This is a genomic window from Enterobacteriaceae bacterium ESL0689, assembly GCA_029433525.1.
Taxonomy (GTDB): Bacteria; Pseudomonadota; Gammaproteobacteria; order Enterobacterales; family Enterobacteriaceae; genus JAQTIF01.
Genome location: JAQTIF010000002.1, coordinates 93,838 through 111,502, shown reverse-complemented (window position 1 = coordinate 111,502; position 17,665 = coordinate 93,838). Strand labels below are relative to the sequence as shown.

At 50.0% G+C, this 17,665-nt stretch carries 18 protein-coding genes; 6 read left to right on the top strand and 12 right to left on the bottom strand.

Annotated features, from left to right (window positions below; genetic code table 11):
- Window positions 1–33: 33 nt before the first annotated feature.
- The 4 genes from artM to artP are packed head-to-tail and all read right to left on the bottom strand — an operon-like array spanning window position 34 to window position 2,898.
- Entirely contained in the window at window positions 34–696 is a 663-nt protein-coding gene (gene artM / locus PT300_12220; GenBank protein ID MDF7681311.1) for an arginine ABC transporter permease ArtM, read from the bottom strand.
- On the bottom strand, window positions 696–1,412 hold the full coding sequence (gene artQ / locus PT300_12215) for an arginine ABC transporter permease ArtQ (protein MDF7681310.1): 717 nt from the start codon (window positions 1,410–1,412) through the stop codon (window positions 696–698). Before artQ ends, artM begins: the two co-directional genes overlap by 1 nt.
- Before the next feature lie 6 nt (window positions 1,413–1,418).
- Window positions 1,419–2,150 carry an arginine ABC transporter substrate-binding protein gene (gene artJ, locus PT300_12210; GenBank protein ID MDF7681309.1) on the bottom strand — a complete coding sequence of 244 codons (732 nt, stop codon included), beginning with the start codon at window positions 2,148–2,150 and terminating at the stop codon, window positions 1,419–1,421.
- A 19-nt stretch (window positions 2,151–2,169) separates the two neighbouring features.
- Window positions 2,170–2,898 carry an arginine ABC transporter ATP-binding protein ArtP gene (gene artP / locus PT300_12205; GenBank protein MDF7681308.1) on the bottom strand — a complete coding sequence of 243 codons (729 nt, stop codon included), beginning with the start codon at window positions 2,896–2,898 and terminating at the stop codon, window positions 2,170–2,172.
- A gap of 233 nt (window positions 2,899–3,131) precedes the next feature.
- Between artP and PT300_12200 the strand changes: the two genes are divergently transcribed.
- Window positions 3,132–3,965: an N-acetylmuramoyl-L-alanine amidase gene (locus PT300_12200; protein ID MDF7681307.1), complete on the top strand. Its 834-nt coding sequence runs from the start codon at window positions 3,132–3,134 to the stop codon at window positions 3,963–3,965.
- 128 nt (window positions 3,966–4,093) lie between these two features.
- Here PT300_12200 and hcr read toward each other — a convergent pair whose 3' ends face one another.
- Both hcr and hcp read right to left on the bottom strand, forming a co-directional pair.
- Window positions 4,094–5,062 (bottom strand): NADH oxidoreductase, encoded by a 969-nt coding sequence (gene hcr, locus PT300_12195; GenBank protein ID MDF7681306.1) that lies wholly within the window; start codon window positions 5,060–5,062, stop codon window positions 4,094–4,096.
- Window positions 5,063–5,074: 12 nt separating this feature from the next.
- Complete coding sequence (hcp, locus tag PT300_12190) at window positions 5,075–6,727, bottom strand: hydroxylamine reductase (protein ID MDF7681305.1); 1,653 nt, start codon at window positions 6,725–6,727, stop codon at window positions 5,075–5,077.
- An 85-nt stretch (window positions 6,728–6,812) separates the two neighbouring features.
- Here hcp and PT300_12185 point away from each other — a divergent pair, with 85 nt between their 5' ends.
- On the top strand, window positions 6,813–6,998 hold the full coding sequence (locus PT300_12185; GenBank protein ID MDF7681304.1) for a hypothetical protein: 186 nt from the start codon (window positions 6,813–6,815) through the stop codon (window positions 6,996–6,998).
- Between the two features lie 8 nt (window positions 6,999–7,006).
- Here PT300_12185 and PT300_12180 read toward each other — a convergent pair whose 3' ends face one another.
- Window positions 7,007–7,228 carry a cold shock domain-containing protein gene (locus PT300_12180; GenBank protein ID MDF7681303.1) on the bottom strand — a complete coding sequence of 74 codons (222 nt, stop codon included), beginning with the start codon at window positions 7,226–7,228 and terminating at the stop codon, window positions 7,007–7,009.
- Window positions 7,229–7,513: 285 nt separating this feature from the next.
- Between PT300_12180 and clpS the strand changes: the two genes are divergently transcribed.
- Together clpS and clpA are read left to right on the top strand one after the other, a co-directional pair.
- A complete protein-coding gene (gene clpS / locus PT300_12175) occupies window positions 7,514–7,831 on the top strand; it encodes an ATP-dependent Clp protease adapter ClpS (protein ID MDF7681302.1) in 318 nt (105 codons plus the stop codon).
- Between the two features lie 31 nt (window positions 7,832–7,862).
- A complete protein-coding gene (gene clpA, locus PT300_12170; GenBank protein ID MDF7681301.1) occupies window positions 7,863–10,145 on the top strand; it encodes an ATP-dependent Clp protease ATP-binding subunit ClpA in 2,283 nt (760 codons plus the stop codon).
- A gap of 231 nt (window positions 10,146–10,376) precedes the next feature.
- On the opposite strand, the gene infA is transcribed toward clpA, so the two are convergent.
- On the bottom strand, window positions 10,377–10,595 hold the full coding sequence (gene infA / locus PT300_12165; GenBank protein ID MDF7681300.1) for a translation initiation factor IF-1: 219 nt from the start codon (window positions 10,593–10,595) through the stop codon (window positions 10,377–10,379).
- 174 nt (window positions 10,596–10,769) lie between these two features.
- Here infA and PT300_12160 point away from each other — a divergent pair, with 174 nt between their 5' ends.
- The gene (locus PT300_12160) at window positions 10,770–11,030 is read left to right on the top strand and encodes a hypothetical protein (protein ID MDF7681299.1); all 261 of its coding nucleotides are present in this window, start codon (window positions 10,770–10,772) and stop codon (window positions 11,028–11,030) included.
- Here the strand turns inward: PT300_12160 and aat are convergent.
- The 4 genes from aat to trxB form a co-directional block, all read right to left on the bottom strand.
- Window positions 11,008–11,718, bottom strand: a complete 711-nt coding sequence (gene aat, locus PT300_12155) for a leucyl/phenylalanyl-tRNA--protein transferase (GenBank protein ID MDF7681298.1) — start codon at window positions 11,716–11,718, stop codon at window positions 11,008–11,010. The two genes, PT300_12160 and aat, sit on opposite strands and share 23 nt — an antisense overlap.
- A gap of 1 nt (window position 11,719) precedes the next feature.
- On the bottom strand, window positions 11,720–13,432 hold the full coding sequence (cydC, locus tag PT300_12150; protein ID MDF7681297.1) for a cysteine/glutathione ABC transporter ATP-binding protein/permease CydC: 1,713 nt from the start codon (window positions 13,430–13,432) through the stop codon (window positions 11,720–11,722).
- Window positions 13,433–15,199, bottom strand: a complete 1,767-nt coding sequence (cydD, locus tag PT300_12145; GenBank protein MDF7681296.1) for a cysteine/glutathione ABC transporter permease/ATP-binding protein CydD — start codon at window positions 15,197–15,199, stop codon at window positions 13,433–13,435.
- 114 nt (window positions 15,200–15,313) lie between these two features.
- Complete coding sequence (gene trxB, locus PT300_12140) at window positions 15,314–16,282, bottom strand: thioredoxin-disulfide reductase (GenBank protein ID MDF7681295.1); 969 nt, start codon at window positions 16,280–16,282, stop codon at window positions 15,314–15,316.
- An 807-nt stretch (window positions 16,283–17,089) separates the two neighbouring features.
- On the opposite strand from trxB, the gene lrp reads away from it, so the two are divergent.
- On the top strand, window positions 17,090–17,584 hold the full coding sequence (lrp, locus tag PT300_12135; protein MDF7681294.1) for a leucine-responsive transcriptional regulator Lrp: 495 nt from the start codon (window positions 17,090–17,092) through the stop codon (window positions 17,582–17,584).
- Window positions 17,585–17,665 lie beyond the last annotated feature (81 nt).

Below are 17,665 nucleotides of genomic sequence, written 5' to 3'. Positions count from 1 at the left end.
GGCGCATAAATAGAAAGGGGGAGTGCAGGGGGATTATCGTTCGAATACCAGCGCTTTACGTTCCACTAACCGCATCAGTAATGTCAGCAAACCGTTAACCACGAGGTAGATAAGACCAGCGGCACCAAATACCATCACATCGTAAGTACGGCCATAGAGTAGCTGGCTGTATCCCATTACCTCCATCAGGGTAATGGTATAGGCCAGCGAAGTGCTCTTAAAGACCAGTACCACCTCGTTAGAGTAGGAGGAGAGCGCTCGTTTGAAGGCGTAAGGCAGCAGGATGGCGAGGGTGTCCTTTTTACTCATTCCCAGCGCGTAACAGGATTGCCATTGCCCGGCCGGAATCGCGCGGATAGCGCCGTAAAATAGCTGGGTTGTGTAGGCCGCGCTGTTCAGTGATAAGGCAATCATCGCACAGAGCCAGGGCTCAGAAATCAGATGCCAGAGTAATGGATAATTCTGCAGTGTCGGAAATTGTCCCGGCCCGTAGTAAATCAGAAAGATTTGTACCAGCAGGGGCGTACCGGTAAACAAGGTAATGTAGATACGGGCGAGGGTGGCCAGTACGGGGGTTTTTAACGTCAGTACAATCGTCAGTATCAGCGCAAGGATCAGTGCGACAATAATAGAAGCTACGGTTAGCGTCAGGCTGACCGGGAGTCCTTTGAGCAATTCCGGTAAATAGGCAAACATCAACCTGGCCTCCGTTCGAAACGTGTTGTACGCAGCTCGATCAGTTTAAGGACATACTGGCTTATCAGGGTAATCACCAGATAAATAGCAGCCGCAACAATATACCAGGTGAAGGGGTGCTGGGTTCGGGTAGCGATGCTTTTGGTTTGCAGCATCAGGTCGTTGACACTGATGAGGCTCACCAGGGCGGTATCTTTCAGCAGTACCAGCCACTGATTACCGAGCCCCGGTAATGCATGACGCCACATCTGAGGCATTATCAGATGGAAGAAAATCGCCCCTTTCGATAGCCCCAGCGCCTGACCCGCTTCCCATTGCCCCTGGGGTATCGCTTTTAATGCGCCACGCAGAGTTTGTGAGGCATAGGCGGCGTAAAGCAGGGACAAGGCAATAACACCACACAGAAACGGACTGACGTCAAAGTTCTCAATCGGCAGCTTAACCGGGATCTGCATGATCCCGAGATCGATGGTAAAACCATCGGCAAGGGTCAGTAACAGCTGTGACGAACCGAAATAGATAAACAACACCACCAGAATTTCCGGCAGCCCGCGCAGAATAGTGACGATGCCAGTCATCGTCCATGCCAGTGGCCGCCATTTTGCAGACTCAAGGACGGCAAACAGCATCGCCAGCACAAGACCGATAACCAGAGCACAAAGCGCAAGACCAACGGTCATTCCGGCGGCGTTAACTAAGGGAAAAAAATCATTCATTTATTATTACTTTTTAAACCATTTATCATAGATAACCTGGTAAGTGCCGTCGTTTTTTATCTTTTCCAGCGCAGTATTAAATTGCTGTTGCAGTGCGCTATTTCCCTGACGTAGTGCAATAGTAACCCCGGAGCCAAAATAGTCTTTATCGGTGACTTTATTACCAATGGGGGCCAGTTTCGGATTATCTTTCAGCCATTCAGCGACCACTGCGGTATCGCCAAATACGGCATCAATACGACCATTTTGCAGATCCAGTCTGGCATTCTGATAACTGTCATAGGGCACGGTGGTGATATCAGGATATTTATCATTAATAAATCGCTGATGGGTCGTGCCGTTCTGGATACCGACTTTCTTACCTTTCAGTTGTTCGATATCGCTAAATTTACCTTGCTGGCCGATGAACAGCGCGGAGTTGTCATAATAGGGGATGGTAAACAACACCTGTTTTTCGCGCTCGGGGGTGATATCAATGCCAGCCATAATCGCGTCAAAACGGCGGAATTTAAGACCGGGGATCAGGCTGTCAAACGCCTGATTAGTAAAAGTACAGGTGGCATCGATCTCTTTACACAACGCATTGGCTAAGTCGACGTCAAAACCGACAATCTGATTGCTGGCATCGATGGATTCAAAGGGAGGATAGGAAGCTTCAGTGGCGAAATGAAGGGTCTGGCCAGCGGTGGCTGACAGGCTCAGACTTGCCAGAAGTGCGGCAATCAGTACTTTTTTCATTGTTAATTTCCTGAACATATTAGTGTGAAAGATAGTTTTTAAAGGCATCCGTTTGTGGATGGCTAAAACAACCGGCGTCCCCTTGCTCAATAATATGTCCATTTTCCATATAGATCACCTGACTGGCGATTTTACGTGCCATTTCGACTTCATGAGTGACAACCACCTGCGTAATCCCGGTTCCTGCCAGTTCGTGGATAATACTGACTATCTGCGCGGTGATTTCCGGATCGAGTGCCGCCGTCGGTTCATCAAATAGCAGAACCTGAGGTTCCATCATTAAAGCGCGCGCAATCGCCACACGCTGTTGCTGGCCACCAGAGAGATGCAGCGGATAACGATCGCCGTAGTCTGTCAGACGCAGGCGTTCCAGCAATTTTCCGGCACGGGTCAGCGCCTGCTGCTGGCTGAGGCCCAGTACACGGCACGGTGCTTCGATCAGATTTTGCTGAACGGTCAAATGTGGCCACAGATTATATTGCTGAAAAACCATGCCGACATTGCGGCGCAGTTCGCGGATCGCTTTATCAGAGGGTGTCTGGGTAAAGTCAAAGTGATGATCGGCGATGGCTAAGGTTCCTGAGCGTGGCATTTCCAGCAGATTGAGAACACGCAACAGCGAACTTTTCCCGGCGCCACTGGGGCCAAGCAGTACCAGTGTTTCACCCTGGGGGCAATCCAGGGTAATATCGAAAAGTGCCTGGTGGGCACCGTAGAAGCAGTTAATGCCGTTTAGGTTAATACTCATCGGGGTGGTTTGATTCGAATAGCCATTGAAGTGATAAACATTACCTGCTACAGAATAATTATGCAATATTTATGCGTTAAAAGTGAAATATTAACCATCCGCATGGTTAAATTTAATACAAATTTGCCATCTACTGATATATTTCCTCTGTCTCATCTTCGGTGTGATAGCAGGATCGGCTTGCCGCTCAGGGCAGCCCCATACTTTGCAGAGGTCATCAAGGAGCTGCTGTGGTGAAGAAGTGCCTGTATCTGATGATTGCTGCCATATTATTACTGACGGGGTGCGTGACCGAAAAAGGCGTTATCGAACATCGTCACTATCAGGTTGATACCCGTTATCCTGCCGAGGCTGCTTTCCCGCGGGTCAATGTATTAGTGATCCATTACACCGCAGGTGATTTTGTCACTTCGCGGGCAACATTGACGGCAAACCAGGTCAGTGCCCATTATCTGATCCCACAAAACCCGCCTGTATATCATGGTAAACCGCGTATCTGGCAACTGGTCGCTGAAGAACATGTCGCCTGGCACGCGGGGGTGAGTTTCTGGCGTGGTCGTACTCATCTCAACGATACCTCGATTGGTATTGAACTGGAGAATCCCGGCTGGCAGGAGATCGCCGGAGTGAAAAAATTTGCTCCGTTTTATCAGGCACAAATAGATACGCTGGTGCTGCTGGCACAGGATATTATCGCCCGCTATCACATTGCGCCGCAAAATATCGTGGCACATGCCGATATTGCGCCACAGCGTAAAGATGATCCCGGGCCGTGTTTTCCGTGGCAATGGCTGGCCCGCCAGGGAATTGGTGCCTGGCCCGATGCCGACCGGGTGCAATTTTACCTCTATGGTCGCCCGCCCGATCAACCCGTTGCCCGCACCGAGCTGCTGGATTTACTGGCTCGTTATGGCTATCAGGTCACGCCACAGATGAGCTCAGCGCAGCAAAAACGGGTGATTATCGCTTTTCAGATGCACTTCCGGCCATCGCGCTGGGACGGTGTTGCTGATGCGGAAAGCCTCGCCATCGTGAAGGCGTTACTGGAGAAATATGCCCCACAGTAGCCCGTTAGCACTGTCATTTGGCGTGCTCTTTTCACCGGGCGTGAGATAGATAATCCTTTGCGCGATAACGGCAATAAACGGGTGTCTCCTGCAGGGGAGACACCCGGCGGTCGCCATACTGCGCGGATTTACGCCAGTACGACATTACTTTGCGGGTAGCAGGAACAGGCCAGCACATAACCGTCAGCAATCTCGCTATCGCTCAGTGTCATGGTGCTACTGACGCGATACTCTCCGGAAACTATCCGGGTTTTGCAGCAGCCACAGACACCTGCGCGACAGGCTGTCGCCACGGCAATATGATTGCTTTCCAGCGCTGCCAGTAGCGTGCTGCCGATCGGGGCGTAAAAGTCTTTTGCCTGACTCAGTTTAGTCAATTTCAGGCCGTGACTGGTGCTCTGCAAGGGGGGCGTAAAGAATGTCTCCTTAAAAAAATGGGTCACGCCCAGCGCTTTGACCTCGCGTTCCACCCACGCCATATAGGGGGAGGGGCCGCAGGTCATCACGGTACGTGCGGCCAGATCCGGGACTTGTTGCAGTAGCTCCTTGCTCAGTCGGCCAGCAACAAAGCCTGCGCTGGCGTCATATTCGGCCACCAGGGTGACGGGATACTGATGCCATTGATCAGCAAAAATAACATCGCGCGGGGAGCGAACATTAAAGATCATCTGTACATCCGCCTGCGGACGATAGCGAGCCAGCCAGCGACGCATCGACATGAGCGGTGTAATACCACAGCCCGCAGCCAGCATCAGGAACTGATCGGTGGTTTTATCTTCACAGGTAAAATCGCCCATCGCATCGGATAGCCAGAGATAGTCACCCCGTTTCACTTCCTGTGTTAACCACTGAGAGGCGATACCGTTATCAATCCGGCGAATAGTCAGGGTGATATATTCGCTGACGCCTGGGGTGGAAGAGAGCGAGTAGGCACGTAGTATTTCGGAAGAGTGATGGATGCTAACCAGTGCATATTGTCCGGCCTGGTAAGGGTAATATTCGTGACACAGCAGGGAAAGCGTCCAGACATCCGCGGTTTCCTGTTGGATGTGATGAACCTGCATGCGCCACGGGCATGATGGAACTGGAATGGTCATTGTATTCTCTCCTCAGGCACACAAGCGTTGCCGCATATCCTGTTCAGCGTCGCTGACCGCCTGCAAACTAAACTTTTGCTGAAGGATCGCGAGCAGATCAGGGGTCAGGAAGGCGGGAACGGTCGGGCCGGTAACAATATTTTTGACGCCCAGTGACAGCAGTGTCAGCAGAATGACGATCGCTTTCTGCTCAAACCATGACAGTACCAGTGACAAAGGCAGATCGTTGACTTCACAACCCAGTTTTTCGGCCAGCGTTACCGCCAGAATAACCGCTGAATAGGCGTCATTACACTGTCCGACATCCAGCAGGCGTGGTAATCCTTCAAGGCTGCCGAAATCCAGTTTATTAAAACGATACTTACCACAGCCCAGGGTCAGGATCAGACAATCTTCCGGCACGCGGGTAGCAAAATCGGTAAAGTAGTGACGTTCATCATCTGCGCCATCACAGCCTCCGACCAGAAAGATATGACGCAGTTTTTTACGTTCTACCAGATCGAGCAGGGAATCTGCGGCCGCCAGCAGGGTCTGACGGCCAAAACCGACGGTGATCAGATGGGGAATTTCGCTGTACGGAAATCCCGCCATCTGTTGTGCCTGGGCGATAACGGCAGAGAAGTCATTGCCGGTAAGATGGTTAACACCCGGCCAGCCGACCATACTGCGGGTCCAGATGCGATCACGGTAGCCGCCGACATCAGGATCAATAATACAGTTAGAGGTCATAATGACCGGGCCAGGAAAACGCGCAAATTCAACCTGTTGATTTTGCCAGCCACTGCCATAATTGCCGACCAGATGTTCGAACCGGCGCAGTTGCGGGTAACCGTGTGCTGGCAGCATCTCTCCATGGGTATAGACGTTGATACCCGTCCCTTCGGTCTGTACCAGCAGATGGTACAGATCGTTCAGATCATGACCGGAAATCAGGATACATTTACCGGCGCTCATTTTAACATTGACGGTGGTGGGGGTAGGGTGGCCATACTGCGTGGTTTCGCCAGCATCCAGTAACTTCATCACCTTGAAATTCATCTGGCCAATTTGCATCGCGCACTCCAGCAACGCATCGCTGTCGGCAGGCCAGCGGCCCAGCCATGCCATAATTTGATGGTATTGTGCGTAAATAGCGTTATCGTACTGACCGAGCACATGCGCGTGCTCCATATACGCCGCCGCGCCTTTCAGGCCATACAGACACAATAAACGTAAGCCGAGAATATTTTCACCTATCGCGGCTTTATCTCTGTTGGGCGCAAACGCTGCCGCCTGCCGTTGCAAATCCCCGATATCATCACTGACCAGTTGCAGGCTAGCCTGTGGATGATCGGTGGTGGCGTGTCTGTCTCTGTCCAGGCATTGTTGTTTCAGCGCTTCGCGCAGAGTGATAGCTTCACGTGTGTAACTGATGATGCGTGACGAGTCGAAATTAACGTTGGTCAGTGTGGCGAAGAAAGCACGGGGAGAGAAGCTGTCAACCTGATGATCAATAATGCCATAGTGGCGGGCTTCTATCGCCCAGGCGGATAAGCCTTGCAGGGCTGCGATCAGCAGATCCTGCAGGTCAGACGTTTCCGCCGTTTTACCGCACATCCCCTGGGCGTAAGCGCAACCATTGCCTGCCGGAGTACGGATGGTTTGTTCACATTGCACACAAAACATAATTATTATCCTTAAAGGTGTATTTAATATACATCTTTTAGGTTATGCTGATTCAGCAGGGAATAAAAGACTTTTTTCTATAATTGTGAAGCCGGTTGATTTAGCGCAAATGACCCAGCCGTGCTGGCCAGCAATAGGTTCTCTGTTAACGCCATCGCAGGGGTTATTCGCCCGGCGGTTATCAACGGCTAACGACTATCCGGAACAGCACTGGCGAGGGCAAATAGTCACCCTCGGCGTGGATATTTTGCCGCCGGGAGCGTCGAAGTGAGTCGCAGATCAGGCGGTGATTTCCGGGCTTACCAGAAGAACGAGGCTGGCATGATTGCCCTTTGCCCCTTGCTGAATATCGACCTGAACCGCTTGTCCGCTTTTTAGCGTTCGGTAGCCTTCCATTTTAATCGCGGAATAGTGAACGAAAATATCTTCACCACCATCATCAGGATAGATAAAACCGAATCCTTTAGCATTGTTGAACCACTTAACAGTACCTGTTTTCATATCGCGACATCCTTCATGAGTCATTGTACTCGTTGCCCATCAGGTCACTTTTGGGTTAGCTGTATCGCGAAATGCCGCCTTGCGTCAAGCCATTGACAGATAAGAAAGATAAGCAATGAATGAAATTTTGAACCAGTTAACGTTATGCCAGGATAAGAGGTATCGCTTGTGGATAGAAGTAATAGATGATAGTTATCTATGATCTATTGTAGATTGCATAAAACGATTTTGATCAATAATAAGATCACTGTCGGTGAACAATAGTAACGGATGATAAACCAGATTATGGGCAACAAAGAGTGGTTTGATGCTGATCAAGAGGTGGAAAAGAAGATACATCATGCGCTTAAGCCGCCTTCGATGTATAAAGTAATACTGCTTAATGACGACTATACTCCCATGGAATTTGTTGTTGAAGTATTACAAAAATTCTTTTCTTATGATACAGAACGTGCTACGCAACTGATGCTAACCGTTCATTATCAGGGGCAGGCGATTTGTGGCGTGTTTACCGCTGAAGTCGCGGAAAGCAAAGCCGACATAGTCAATGAGTATGCAAGAGGAAATGGACATCCATTACTGTGTATCTTAGAGAAAGCCTGAATACAGACATGAAAATTGAAGGAAGGTGCCTATGCTCAATCAAGAACTGGAACTCAGCCTGAATATGGCGTTCGCCAGAGCGCGTGAATGCCGTCATGAGTTCATGACCGTCGAGCATTTATTACTGGCGCTACTGAGTAATACCTCGGCGCGTGAAGTCCTTGAAGCATGTGCGGTCGATCTGGCGGTGCTGCATCAGGAACTGGAAACTTTTATCGAACAAACGACACCGATCCTGCCGGCAACTGAAGATCGCGAAACCCAGCCAACGCTGAGTTTTCAGCGGGTATTGCAGCGTGCTGTTTTTCATGTTCAGTCTTCAGGCCATCATGAGGTCACCGGTGCGAATATTTTGGTCGCTATTTTTAGCGAGCAGGAGTCCCATGCGGCTTATTTGCTGAGCAAACACGAAGTCAGCCGTCTTGATGTGGTCAATTTTCTTGCCCATGGTACACGTAAAGGCGACTCAGGCCCTTTTGCCAGTCGTTGTGAGAACCCGTCTGATAGCAATAACGAAGAGCAAGTGGCGGGTGAAGAACGGATGGAGAATTTCACCACTAACCTCAACCAGCTGGCGCGTATCGGAGGGATTGACCCGCTGGTCGGGCGTGAAAAAGAGCTGGAGCGCACGATTCAGGTGTTGTGCCGTCGGCGGAAAAATAACCCTTTGCTGGTGGGCGAGTCTGGTGTCGGCAAAACGGCCATTGCCGAAGGGCTGGCCTGGCGAATTGTGCAGGGTAATGTGCCTGAGATTATGGAGGATTGCACCCTCTATTCGCTGGATATAGGTGCCCTGTTGGCCGGGACAAAATATCGGGGTGATTTTGAAAAACGTTTCAAAGCGTTGCTCAAACAACTCGAACAGGATAGTAACAGTATTTTGTTCATTGACGAGATCCACACGATTATCGGTGCTGGTGCCGCATCAGGAGGACAGGTTGATGCTGCCAATTTGATTAAGCCGATGCTTTCTAGTGGCAAAATTAGGGTAATAGGTTCAACGACTTACCTCGAATTCAGTCATATTTTTGAGAAAGATCGGGCCCTTGCGCGTCGTTTTCAGAAGATAGATATCATCGAACCGACAATAGAAGAAACCATCCAGATCATTAACGGCCTGAAACCCAAATATGAGGCCCATCATGATGTGCGCTATACCGCAAAAGCCGTTCGTGCTGCCGTGGAACTGTCAGTGAAATATATTAATGATCGTCATTTACCGGATAAGGCGATTGACGTGATTGATGAGGCGGGGGCCAGAGTGCAGTTAATGCCGGTCAGTAAACGGAAGAAAACGGTCAATGTCGCAGATATCGAATCTGTCGTTGCCCGCATCGCCCGTATTCCGGAACAGCATGTATCACAAAGTGATCGTGATACTCTGAAGAATCTGAGTGAACGCCTGAAATTGCTGGTCTTTGGTCAGGATAAAGCGATAGAAGCGTTAACGGAATCGATAAAAATGGCGCGTGCCGGACTGGGCCATGAACATAAACCGATCGGATCTTTCCTGTTTGCCGGGCCAACAGGGGTCGGCAAAACAGAAGTCACGGTACAGCTGGCGAAAGCGTTAGGTATTGAGTTACTACGCTTTGATATGTCTGAGTACATGGAACATCATACAGTCAGCCGTCTGATTGGTGCACCGCCAGGTTATGTAGGATTTGATCAGGGAGGGCTGCTGACCGATGCGGTGATCAAACATCCGCATGCGGTGTTATTGCTTGATGAGATCGAAAAGGCGCATCCGGATGTTTTTAATCTGTTATTACAGGTGATGGATAACGGCACGCTGACGGATAATAATGGCCGTAAGGCAGATTTTCGCAATATCATCCTGGTGATGACCACCAATGCTGGTGTACGTGAAACAGAGCGTAAATCAATTGGCCTTATCCACCAGGATAACACCACTGACGCAATGGATGAGATCAAGAGGATTTTCACCCCGGAATTCCGTAATCGTCTCGACAATATTATCTGGTTCGAGCATCTTTCCACCGCCATTATCCATCAGGTGGTCGATAAATTTATTGTCGAACTACAGGTTCAGTTGGATCAAAAAGGTGTCTCACTGGAAGTGAGCCAGGAGGCGCGGGACTGGCTGGCGGATAAAGGCTATGACCGGATGATGGGCGCACGTCCTATGACGCGAGTGATTCAGGATAATCTGAAAAAACCACTGGCTAATGAATTGCTGTTTGGTTCGCTGGTGAATGGGGGGCAGGTGACAGTCACCCTGAATAAAGAGAAAGGTATGCTGGCCTGTGATTTCCTGAGCGCACAAAAGCGTAAACCCGAAGCCGCCCATTAATTTTCATTTCTGATGATAAAATACCAAAAGGCCGGGATATTCCCGGCCTTTTGTTTTTGATGCTATTAAGAGCCTGGCCCATTAGGCTATTTTACTTGCCATTCTGGCCCTGGGCAGTGCCCGAAATCCTCACGTACTACCTGTACGCTACGGTTTCTCCGCGTTATCCGTGCCCAGACTGGCTGCACCAATAACCAAGTGGAATAGGCTCTAAGCTAAGAGAGAAAACGTTTAGCGACTGCGGAAGATAATGCGGCCTTTGCTCAGGTCGTAGGGAGTCAGCTCGACAGTCACTTTATCGCCCGTCAGAATACGGATGTAGTTTTTGCGCATTTTACCGGAAATATGTGCAGTGACCACGTGACCGTTTTCCAGTGCTACGCGGAACATAGTATTAGGCAACGTATCCAGTACGGTGCCCTGCATTTCAATATTGTCTTCTTTGGCCATCGAGTCCTCTGAGGTATCACTACCGTAATTTTGAACCGGCAAGATAATGCCGAAGTTCAGTGAGTATGTAAAGTCTGGTGTTTGCGTACGCTGGCAAACGATCCTTTGCCCACCTGATTGCATCATTATCAACGCAGCCTGAGAAAGATAAATCAGGCACGCATAAAAAGGGGCGTGACAGAACAATGGATGTTATCTGACGCTTATGATTCCCGAATAGCGATGGCGCAACAGGCAGAAACCGTCTTGCTATTATATCATTATGGCAAAAATATGCGGAAAACATTTCTCGCGATGAGCCATAAAATGGACGGACACGGAGAGTCAATGGGGCAGTATTCTGAGCCAGACTGCCAGGCAGGATACTTATCTGTATCCATTATTAGTACGCTTTCATCCTGGAATCATCAGATTATGGATGGTCATGACGGTTAAATAGCACGCGCGGTAACCAGAAATTCTCGGCCAGACCGCCGTAACGTAATACTGCCAGCTGAGCAAGATAATCGCTGCGGGAAATTTCCCGTGCACCTAAAGAAGCGGTATGGGGATTCAGTACCTGGCTGTCAATTAATTTTCCGCCCCCTGCGATAAATGCCTGGCAAAATACCAGAAGCGCGGTTTTGGATGCGTTTTCAGCCACGCTGAACATCGATTCACCGCAGAACAGCGCACCTTGTGCGATGCCATACAACCCGCCAACCAGGGCATCGTTATGCCATACCTCGACAGAGTGCGCCTGGCCCGCCTGATGCAGCCGACAGTAGGCAGATATCATATCGGCGGTGATCCAGCTACCCTGCTCATGATGGCGGGCACAGCCGTTAATAACGGCTGTAAAAGCGTGATTCAGGGTCACCTGATAAGGGGAGCGTTGATGAAAACGCTTCATACTGCGACTAAGATGAAACTGTTCTGGCGGTAAAACAGCGCGTGGATCGGGAGACCACCATAAAACCGGATCACCGGGGGAAAACCAGGGAAAAATGCCACATTGATAGGCCATCAACAGACGTTCCGGGCTGAGATCACCGCCAACCGCTAATAAACCATTCGGATCGTCCAAAGCCTGATTGGGCGGTGGGAAAGTAAGTGATTGACGAGAAAGACGAACAAGAGCCATTTCATTTCCCCTTATAAACCGATACACGCTGGACCAGCAGCGTCAGCGGATCACCCTGAGCAATCATTTTGCCATTATCGATGATGACAATTTGATTAAAGCGGGACAGTCCACGTAAACGATGGGTCACCATCAGCACGGTTTTTCCCTGCATAACCCGGTGAAGTAAATCAAGAATTTGACTTTCTGTTGTGGCATCAAGCCCTTCGGTAGGTTCATCCAACAGCATCAGCGGGGCATCATGCAGGAGTGCCCGGGCGATAGCCAGTCGACGTAGCTCTCCTCCCGATAGCTGACGTCCCCCTTCTCCCAGCCAGCAGTCAAGGCCACTGTCGAGCAGCAATTTGTCCAGCCCGACCTGTCGCAGAGTGGCTATCAACTGATTATCACTGGCGGTCGGAGACGCCAGGCGGAGGTTGTCGCGCAGGGTAGCGCTAAACAGATGTACGCGCTGAGGGACAACGCTTATCGCCCGGCGTAATGTTGTTTCATTCAACCGGGACAACGGTTGGTTATTCAGCAGGATCTCCCCCTGGTCTGGGTCCCATGCGCGGGTCAGAAGTTGCAATAGCGTTGATTTACCGCAACCGGTAGACCCAATAATGGCGATATGCGCCCCCGCGTCAACCTGTAAAGAGACATTTTCCAGTGCCGGGGCACTTTGCTGTGGATAACGAAAAGTAATCTGATCTAACGACAAAGCAACCTGCTCAAAATGTTGTTCCGTGCCCTGTGTGAAGGTGACGACAGGGGGCTGTTCGCAAATTTGTGTCATGCGTTGGGCAGAAGCCATCACCTGGCCGAGATGCTGAAAAGCCCCGATGGCGGGCGTAATGGCTTCAAAAGCGGCCAGAGCGCAAAAAACGAAGAGTGCGATCAGTGCGCCAGACTGATTATGATGATCGATACTGGCGGAGGCCAGCAGTATCATACAGAGTATCGTTACAGCGCTAACCAGTAACATTAACACTTGTGAGAGCGCGGTCAGACTCATCTGGCGACGCTGGGCATCCTGCCACTGTTGCTCGGTTTTATCCATCTGTGCCCGATATCGTTCACTGGCGCTGAATAGCTTCAGTTCTGCTTGCCCCTGAAGCCAGGCGGTCAGTTGTTGACGATACTGACCGCGCATTTGAGTGATATTTTCGCCGCCAGGTTTTCCGGCGCGATAAAAAAGTGGCGGCAGAATCAGCACCGTGAATAGCATAATACCGCCCAACGTCAGTGCCAGGCGCAGATCCAGCCAACTCAAACTGACCGTGACGACCAGAATCACGGCCAGCGCACCGGCAAGAGGAGCGATAACCCGTAAATAGAGATGATCCAGGGTATCGACATCGGCAACCACCCGATTGAGCAGTTCGCCGTGACGAAAGCGTGCCAGCCCGCCAGGAGAAAGCGGCAGTAGCTGACTAAAAGTAAACACCCGCAGATGTTGCAGAACCCGAAAAGTCGCGTCATGACTAATCAGACGCTCGAAGTAACGGCCCGCAGTACGAATAATCGCGGCACCCCGAACACCCGCTGCAGGTAACATATAATTAAAACTATAGAGCCCCGCCACTCCCGCCAGCGCGCAAGCGGATAAAAACCAGCCCGATAATGTCAGCAGACCGATACTGGCCAGCAATGTGATAATGGTCAGAATAATACCGGCGATTAACAGTCCAATATGTCGTTTGTACAGTATCAGATAAGGCCATAATGTACGCATTTAAATCTCCTCCTGACGGTGGGCTAACAGATCAGCAAATGCGCCCTTTGCCGAAACCAACTGGGCATAGGTCCCCTGTTCGACTATTTTGCCATTTTCCATCACCCAGATAGCATCCCAGTCGCTGATCCCGGTCAATTGATGGGTCACCATCAGCGTGGTTTGTTGTAATGAAGCATCCGATAGCGCTTGCATAACGCGCTGTTCACTATAGCTATCAAGGCTGGTGGCAGGCTCATCCAGCAGCAGTAAGCGACAAGGCACCAGCAGAGCGCGCGCGACAGCAATACGTTGTGCCTGACCAACTGACAGGCCAGCCGCCTGATCACCGATCGCACTGTCGATACCTTGTGGCAACCGGCAGATAAATTCGCTCACCCAGGCTTTATCCAGCGCGTTCTGGAGTTGTGCTTCACTGGCATCCGGCGTGGCCAGCAGGACGTTCTCGCGCAGTGTGGCCGCGGGCAATTGCGGATCCTGCCCGACCCAACTCAGCTGACGATGCCAGTGGCTGGCACCCAGATCGCGCAGCTCAATACCGTTAACCCGTAAGCTGCCGTCATAAGGCAGAAAACCGGCTAATGTATTGAGCAGTGAACTTTTACCACTGCCACTTTGCCCGACTAAAACCACACGTTGACCCGCCGGAAGGGTAAAATTCAGCGGCCCGGCGAGGCGGGTTCCCTGTGGGGATTTGATGATTAAATCACGTGCTTCGAGCTGGAGTCGTGCGCCATCGTCGAGGGTTTTATCGCCACATTGCCCTTGTGTCAGCGGCGTTTCCAGAAAGGTTTTCAGGCTATCTGCCGCCCCCAGCGCTTGTGCTTTAGCATGGTAGAATGTTCCCAGGTCACGTAATGGCTGGAAAAATTCTGGTGCCAGAATCAAGGCCAGAAAACCTGACATCAGCGTGATCTCCGTCCCATAATGGCCAAAGTTCAGCTCGCCGAGATAGGAGAAACCAAAATAGACCGCTACCAGCGCAATAGAAAGGGAGGCGAAAAACTCCAGCACAGCGGAGGAGAGAAACGCAAGGCGCAGCACCTCCATTGTTCGCTGGCGAAAGTTTTCCGATGCTGTCCCCATATTCGCTGTTTCCGCAGCGCCGTAATCAAAGAGACGTAACGTTTCCATCCCGCGTAAACGATCGAGAAAATAACCACTTAACCGGGCTAACGCGGAGAAGTTTTTACGGTTAGCATCAGCCGCTCCCATACCGACGAGCGCCATAAACAAAGGGATCAGTGGTGCGGTGGCCAGCAGGATCAGCGCAGCGACCCAGTTAACGGGAAACAGCGTGATAATAATCAACAATGGCACGCAGACAGCGAGAGTCATCTGTGGCAGATAGCGCGCGTAATAATCATGCATATCGTCAATTTGTTCGATAATCAGAGTCGCCCAGCTACCGGCCGGTTTACCCTGAATCCAGGCCGGGCCTGCCTGTTGCAGACGATCGATAACCTGACGGCGAATTTGATAACGAATATGTTGCCCGATATAAAATCCTGTCCGCTCACGTAGCCATACGATCCCGGCACGGAGGACAAAAATGAGCATCAGAATAGTCAGCGGCAGGATCAGCGCTGTCGCAGGCGTATTATCGATAATCATGCGGTGCAGTATCCATGCCAGTAGCCAGGCCTGGGCAATAATCAGCAGACCACTTATCACCCCCGACAGTCGAGAGATCATCAACCCACGACGGGAGAGAATACTTTGTTCTTTTAACCAGCGCGCTAACGCCTGTTGATGGTGTTTATTCATGACGCATTTAACAGATCGAGTAGTGAGATTGCAGAAATCTGACTATGGATATCATATCAGGGAAAAATAAAGGCGATGTCTGGTCGCCTTTTGGATACGTTTTCTGTTTCAGAATTATCTGTTTATATCAGGCAAACTATCCAGATAACGTTCAGCATCCAGCGCCGCCATACAGCCGGTTCCCGCTGAGGTGATCGCCTGACGATAAATATGGTCCATCACATCACCGGCAGCAAAAACGCCAGGAATGCTGGTTTGAGTGGCATTGCCTTCCAGCCCTGAACGGACTTTAATATAGCCGTTTTCCAGCGCGAGCTGCCCCTCGAAAATAGCGGTATTCGGGCTGTGACCAATCGCAACAAATAGCCCTGATACCGATAATAATTCTGTATTTTCAGGGTGCTGGGTATCGCGCAGGCGCAAACCATTCACCCCCATTTGATCACCGACAACTTCTTCCAGGATACGATGGGTATGCAAAATAATATTGCCATTGGCGACTTTATCCATCAGGCGATCGATAAGAATTTTTTCGGCGCGGAAGGTATCCCGACGATGAATCAGGTGGACTTCAGCGGCGATATTTGAGAGGTATAACGCCTCCTCAACGGCGCTATTGCCACCACCAATCACCGCGACTTTCTGGTTGCGGTAGAAGAAGCCATCGCAGGTGGCACAGGCAGAAACACCGCGTCCTTTAAACGCTTCTTCTGAAGGTAATCCCAGATAACGTGCTGAAGCGCCGGTTGCAATAATCAGGGCGTCACAGGTATATTCACACTCGTCGCCTTTCAGACGGAAAGGCCGGTTTTGCAAATCGACATGATGAATATGGTCGACAATAATTTCGCTGGCAAATTTTGCTGCATGTTCATGCATACGTGCCATCAGCTGCGGGCCAGTGAGATCGCTGGCATCACCAGGCCAGTTTTCTATCTCGCTTGTTGTCGTTAACTGTCCTCCTTGTTCCATCCCGGTAATCAGTACCGGATGCAGGTTTGCACGGGCCGCGTAGACAGCCGCGGTATACCCCGCGGGTCCAGAGCCAAGGATAAGCAGTTTACTGTGTTTGGTCGCAGCCATGAGATCTCCGTACTGAAAAGGCGAGTGATGGAACTGAATTGTAGGAAATTTAGCGACGTAAAAAAAGAGTACGATCGTATTGTTAACAATATGTACAATCGGTTTTACCGATAAACCAACGGATTTATTTATACAGGATTAATTTATCCCGGCGCTGATGTGGTCATTAAAGATACAGATATAAAGAATAATGATGAATATCGGATATATTGCGCCAGAAATTGATGTTTTGCTTTGACAATCTGCTGTGCTTTTGCGAAAACATTGAAGTCAGGAGTAAAAGCAGGATCCTCATGAACGGATGATGACGTTTTTATGTCAGGTAAATTATTCAGGTTACAATAAAGTGGTAAAAAAGTAACGTTTTCGATAATACGTTATCCGGATGAGAATAAAGCCATCAATGCATCAAGCCAGCAGTATGCTGAGCCGGTATGCACAGGCGATGCGACTGTTTATCTGGCTCAGTGAAATCTATGTATAATATCGATAAACACCATGTCTGATGTTTATTGTTGCTGTCAGGTCACCGGCTTCGCGCCTGGCCCACCAGGTTATTTTAGTTGCCATTTTGGCCCGGGGCAGTGCTCGAAATCCTCACGTACTACGTGTGCGTTGCGGTTTCTCCGCGCTGTTCGTGTCCAGGCTGGCTGGGTCAATAACGCCGGGGGGATAAGCGCTTATTAAATACAGATTCTGCAAGGACTCAATTTCTATTGAGTCATACCCAGGATAGCATCAGGTGATAAAGTTTTTTGAGTCGTAAAAGAAACAGGAAAAGAATAAAGGAATGGAGAGGCAATAATAATGGTAGATAGCAAGAAACGTCCCGGCAAGGATCTTGACCGTATTGATCGCAATATTTTAAACGAATTGCAAAAAGATGGACGTATTTCTAACGTCGAACTGTCTAAACGTGTAGGACTTTCACCGACACCTTGCCTCGAAAGAGTGCGTCGTCTGGAAAAGCATAAATTTATTCAAGGTTATACCGCATTACTCAATCCCCATTATCTCGGGGTATCACTTCTGGTATTTGTTGAAATCACGCTGAATCGGGGTACACCCGATGTGTTTGAACAGTTTAATACCGCAGTCCAGAAGGTTGAAGAAATTCAGGAATGTCATCTGGTGTCCGGAGATTTTGACTATCTGTTAAAAACCCGCGTTCCGGATATGTTAGCGTATCGTAAATTATTAGGCGAAACTTTGCTGCGCTTACCAGGTGTTAATGACACGCGTACTTACGTTGTGATGGAAGAAGTGAAGCAAAGCAATCGTCTGGTTATTAAAACGCGCTAACACGGAACAGGTGCAAAATCAGTATTGTTTGATTACAATCCTGTTAATCCATACAGCAACAGTGCTGGGGGTAACCTGGTG

Coding starts and splice junctions, on each gene's coding strand:
- artM (MDF7681311.1), bottom strand. CDS start 696: ATGTTTGCCTATTTACCGGAATTGCTCAAAGGACTCCCGGTCAGCCTG.
- artQ (MDF7681310.1), bottom strand. CDS start 1,412: ATGAATGATTTTTTTCCCTTAGTTAACGCCGCCGGAATGACCGTTGGT.
- artJ (MDF7681309.1), bottom strand. CDS start 2,150: ATGAAAAAAGTACTGATTGCCGCACTTCTGGCAAGTCTGAGCCTGTCA.
- artP (MDF7681308.1), bottom strand. CDS start 2,898: ATGAGTATTAACCTAAACGGCATTAACTGCTTCTACGGTGCCCACCAG.
- hcr (MDF7681306.1), bottom strand. CDS start 5,062: ATGACCATTCCAGTTCCATCATGCCCGTGGCGCATGCAGGTTCATCAC.
- hcp (MDF7681305.1), bottom strand. CDS start 6,727: ATGTTTTGTGTGCAATGTGAACAAACCATCCGTACTCCGGCAGGCAAT.
- PT300_12180 (MDF7681303.1), bottom strand. CDS start 7,228: ATGAAAACAGGTACTGTTAAGTGGTTCAACAATGCTAAAGGATTCGGT.
- clpS (MDF7681302.1), top strand. CDS start 7,514: ATGGGCAACAAAGAGTGGTTTGATGCTGATCAAGAGGTGGAAAAGAAG.
- clpA (MDF7681301.1), top strand. CDS start 7,863: ATGCTCAATCAAGAACTGGAACTCAGCCTGAATATGGCGTTCGCCAGA.
- infA (MDF7681300.1), bottom strand. CDS start 10,595: ATGGCCAAAGAAGACAATATTGAAATGCAGGGCACCGTACTGGATACG.
- aat (MDF7681298.1), bottom strand. CDS start 11,718: ATGGCTCTTGTTCGTCTTTCTCGTCAATCACTTACTTTCCCACCGCCC.
- cydC (MDF7681297.1), bottom strand. CDS start 13,432: ATGCGTACATTATGGCCTTATCTGATACTGTACAAACGACATATTGGA.
- cydD (MDF7681296.1), bottom strand. CDS start 15,199: ATGAATAAACACCATCAACAGGCGTTAGCGCGCTGGTTAAAAGAACAA.
- trxB (MDF7681295.1), bottom strand. CDS start 16,282: ATGGCTGCGACCAAACACAGTAAACTGCTTATCCTTGGCTCTGGACCC.
- lrp (MDF7681294.1), top strand. CDS start 17,090: ATGGTAGATAGCAAGAAACGTCCCGGCAAGGATCTTGACCGTATTGAT.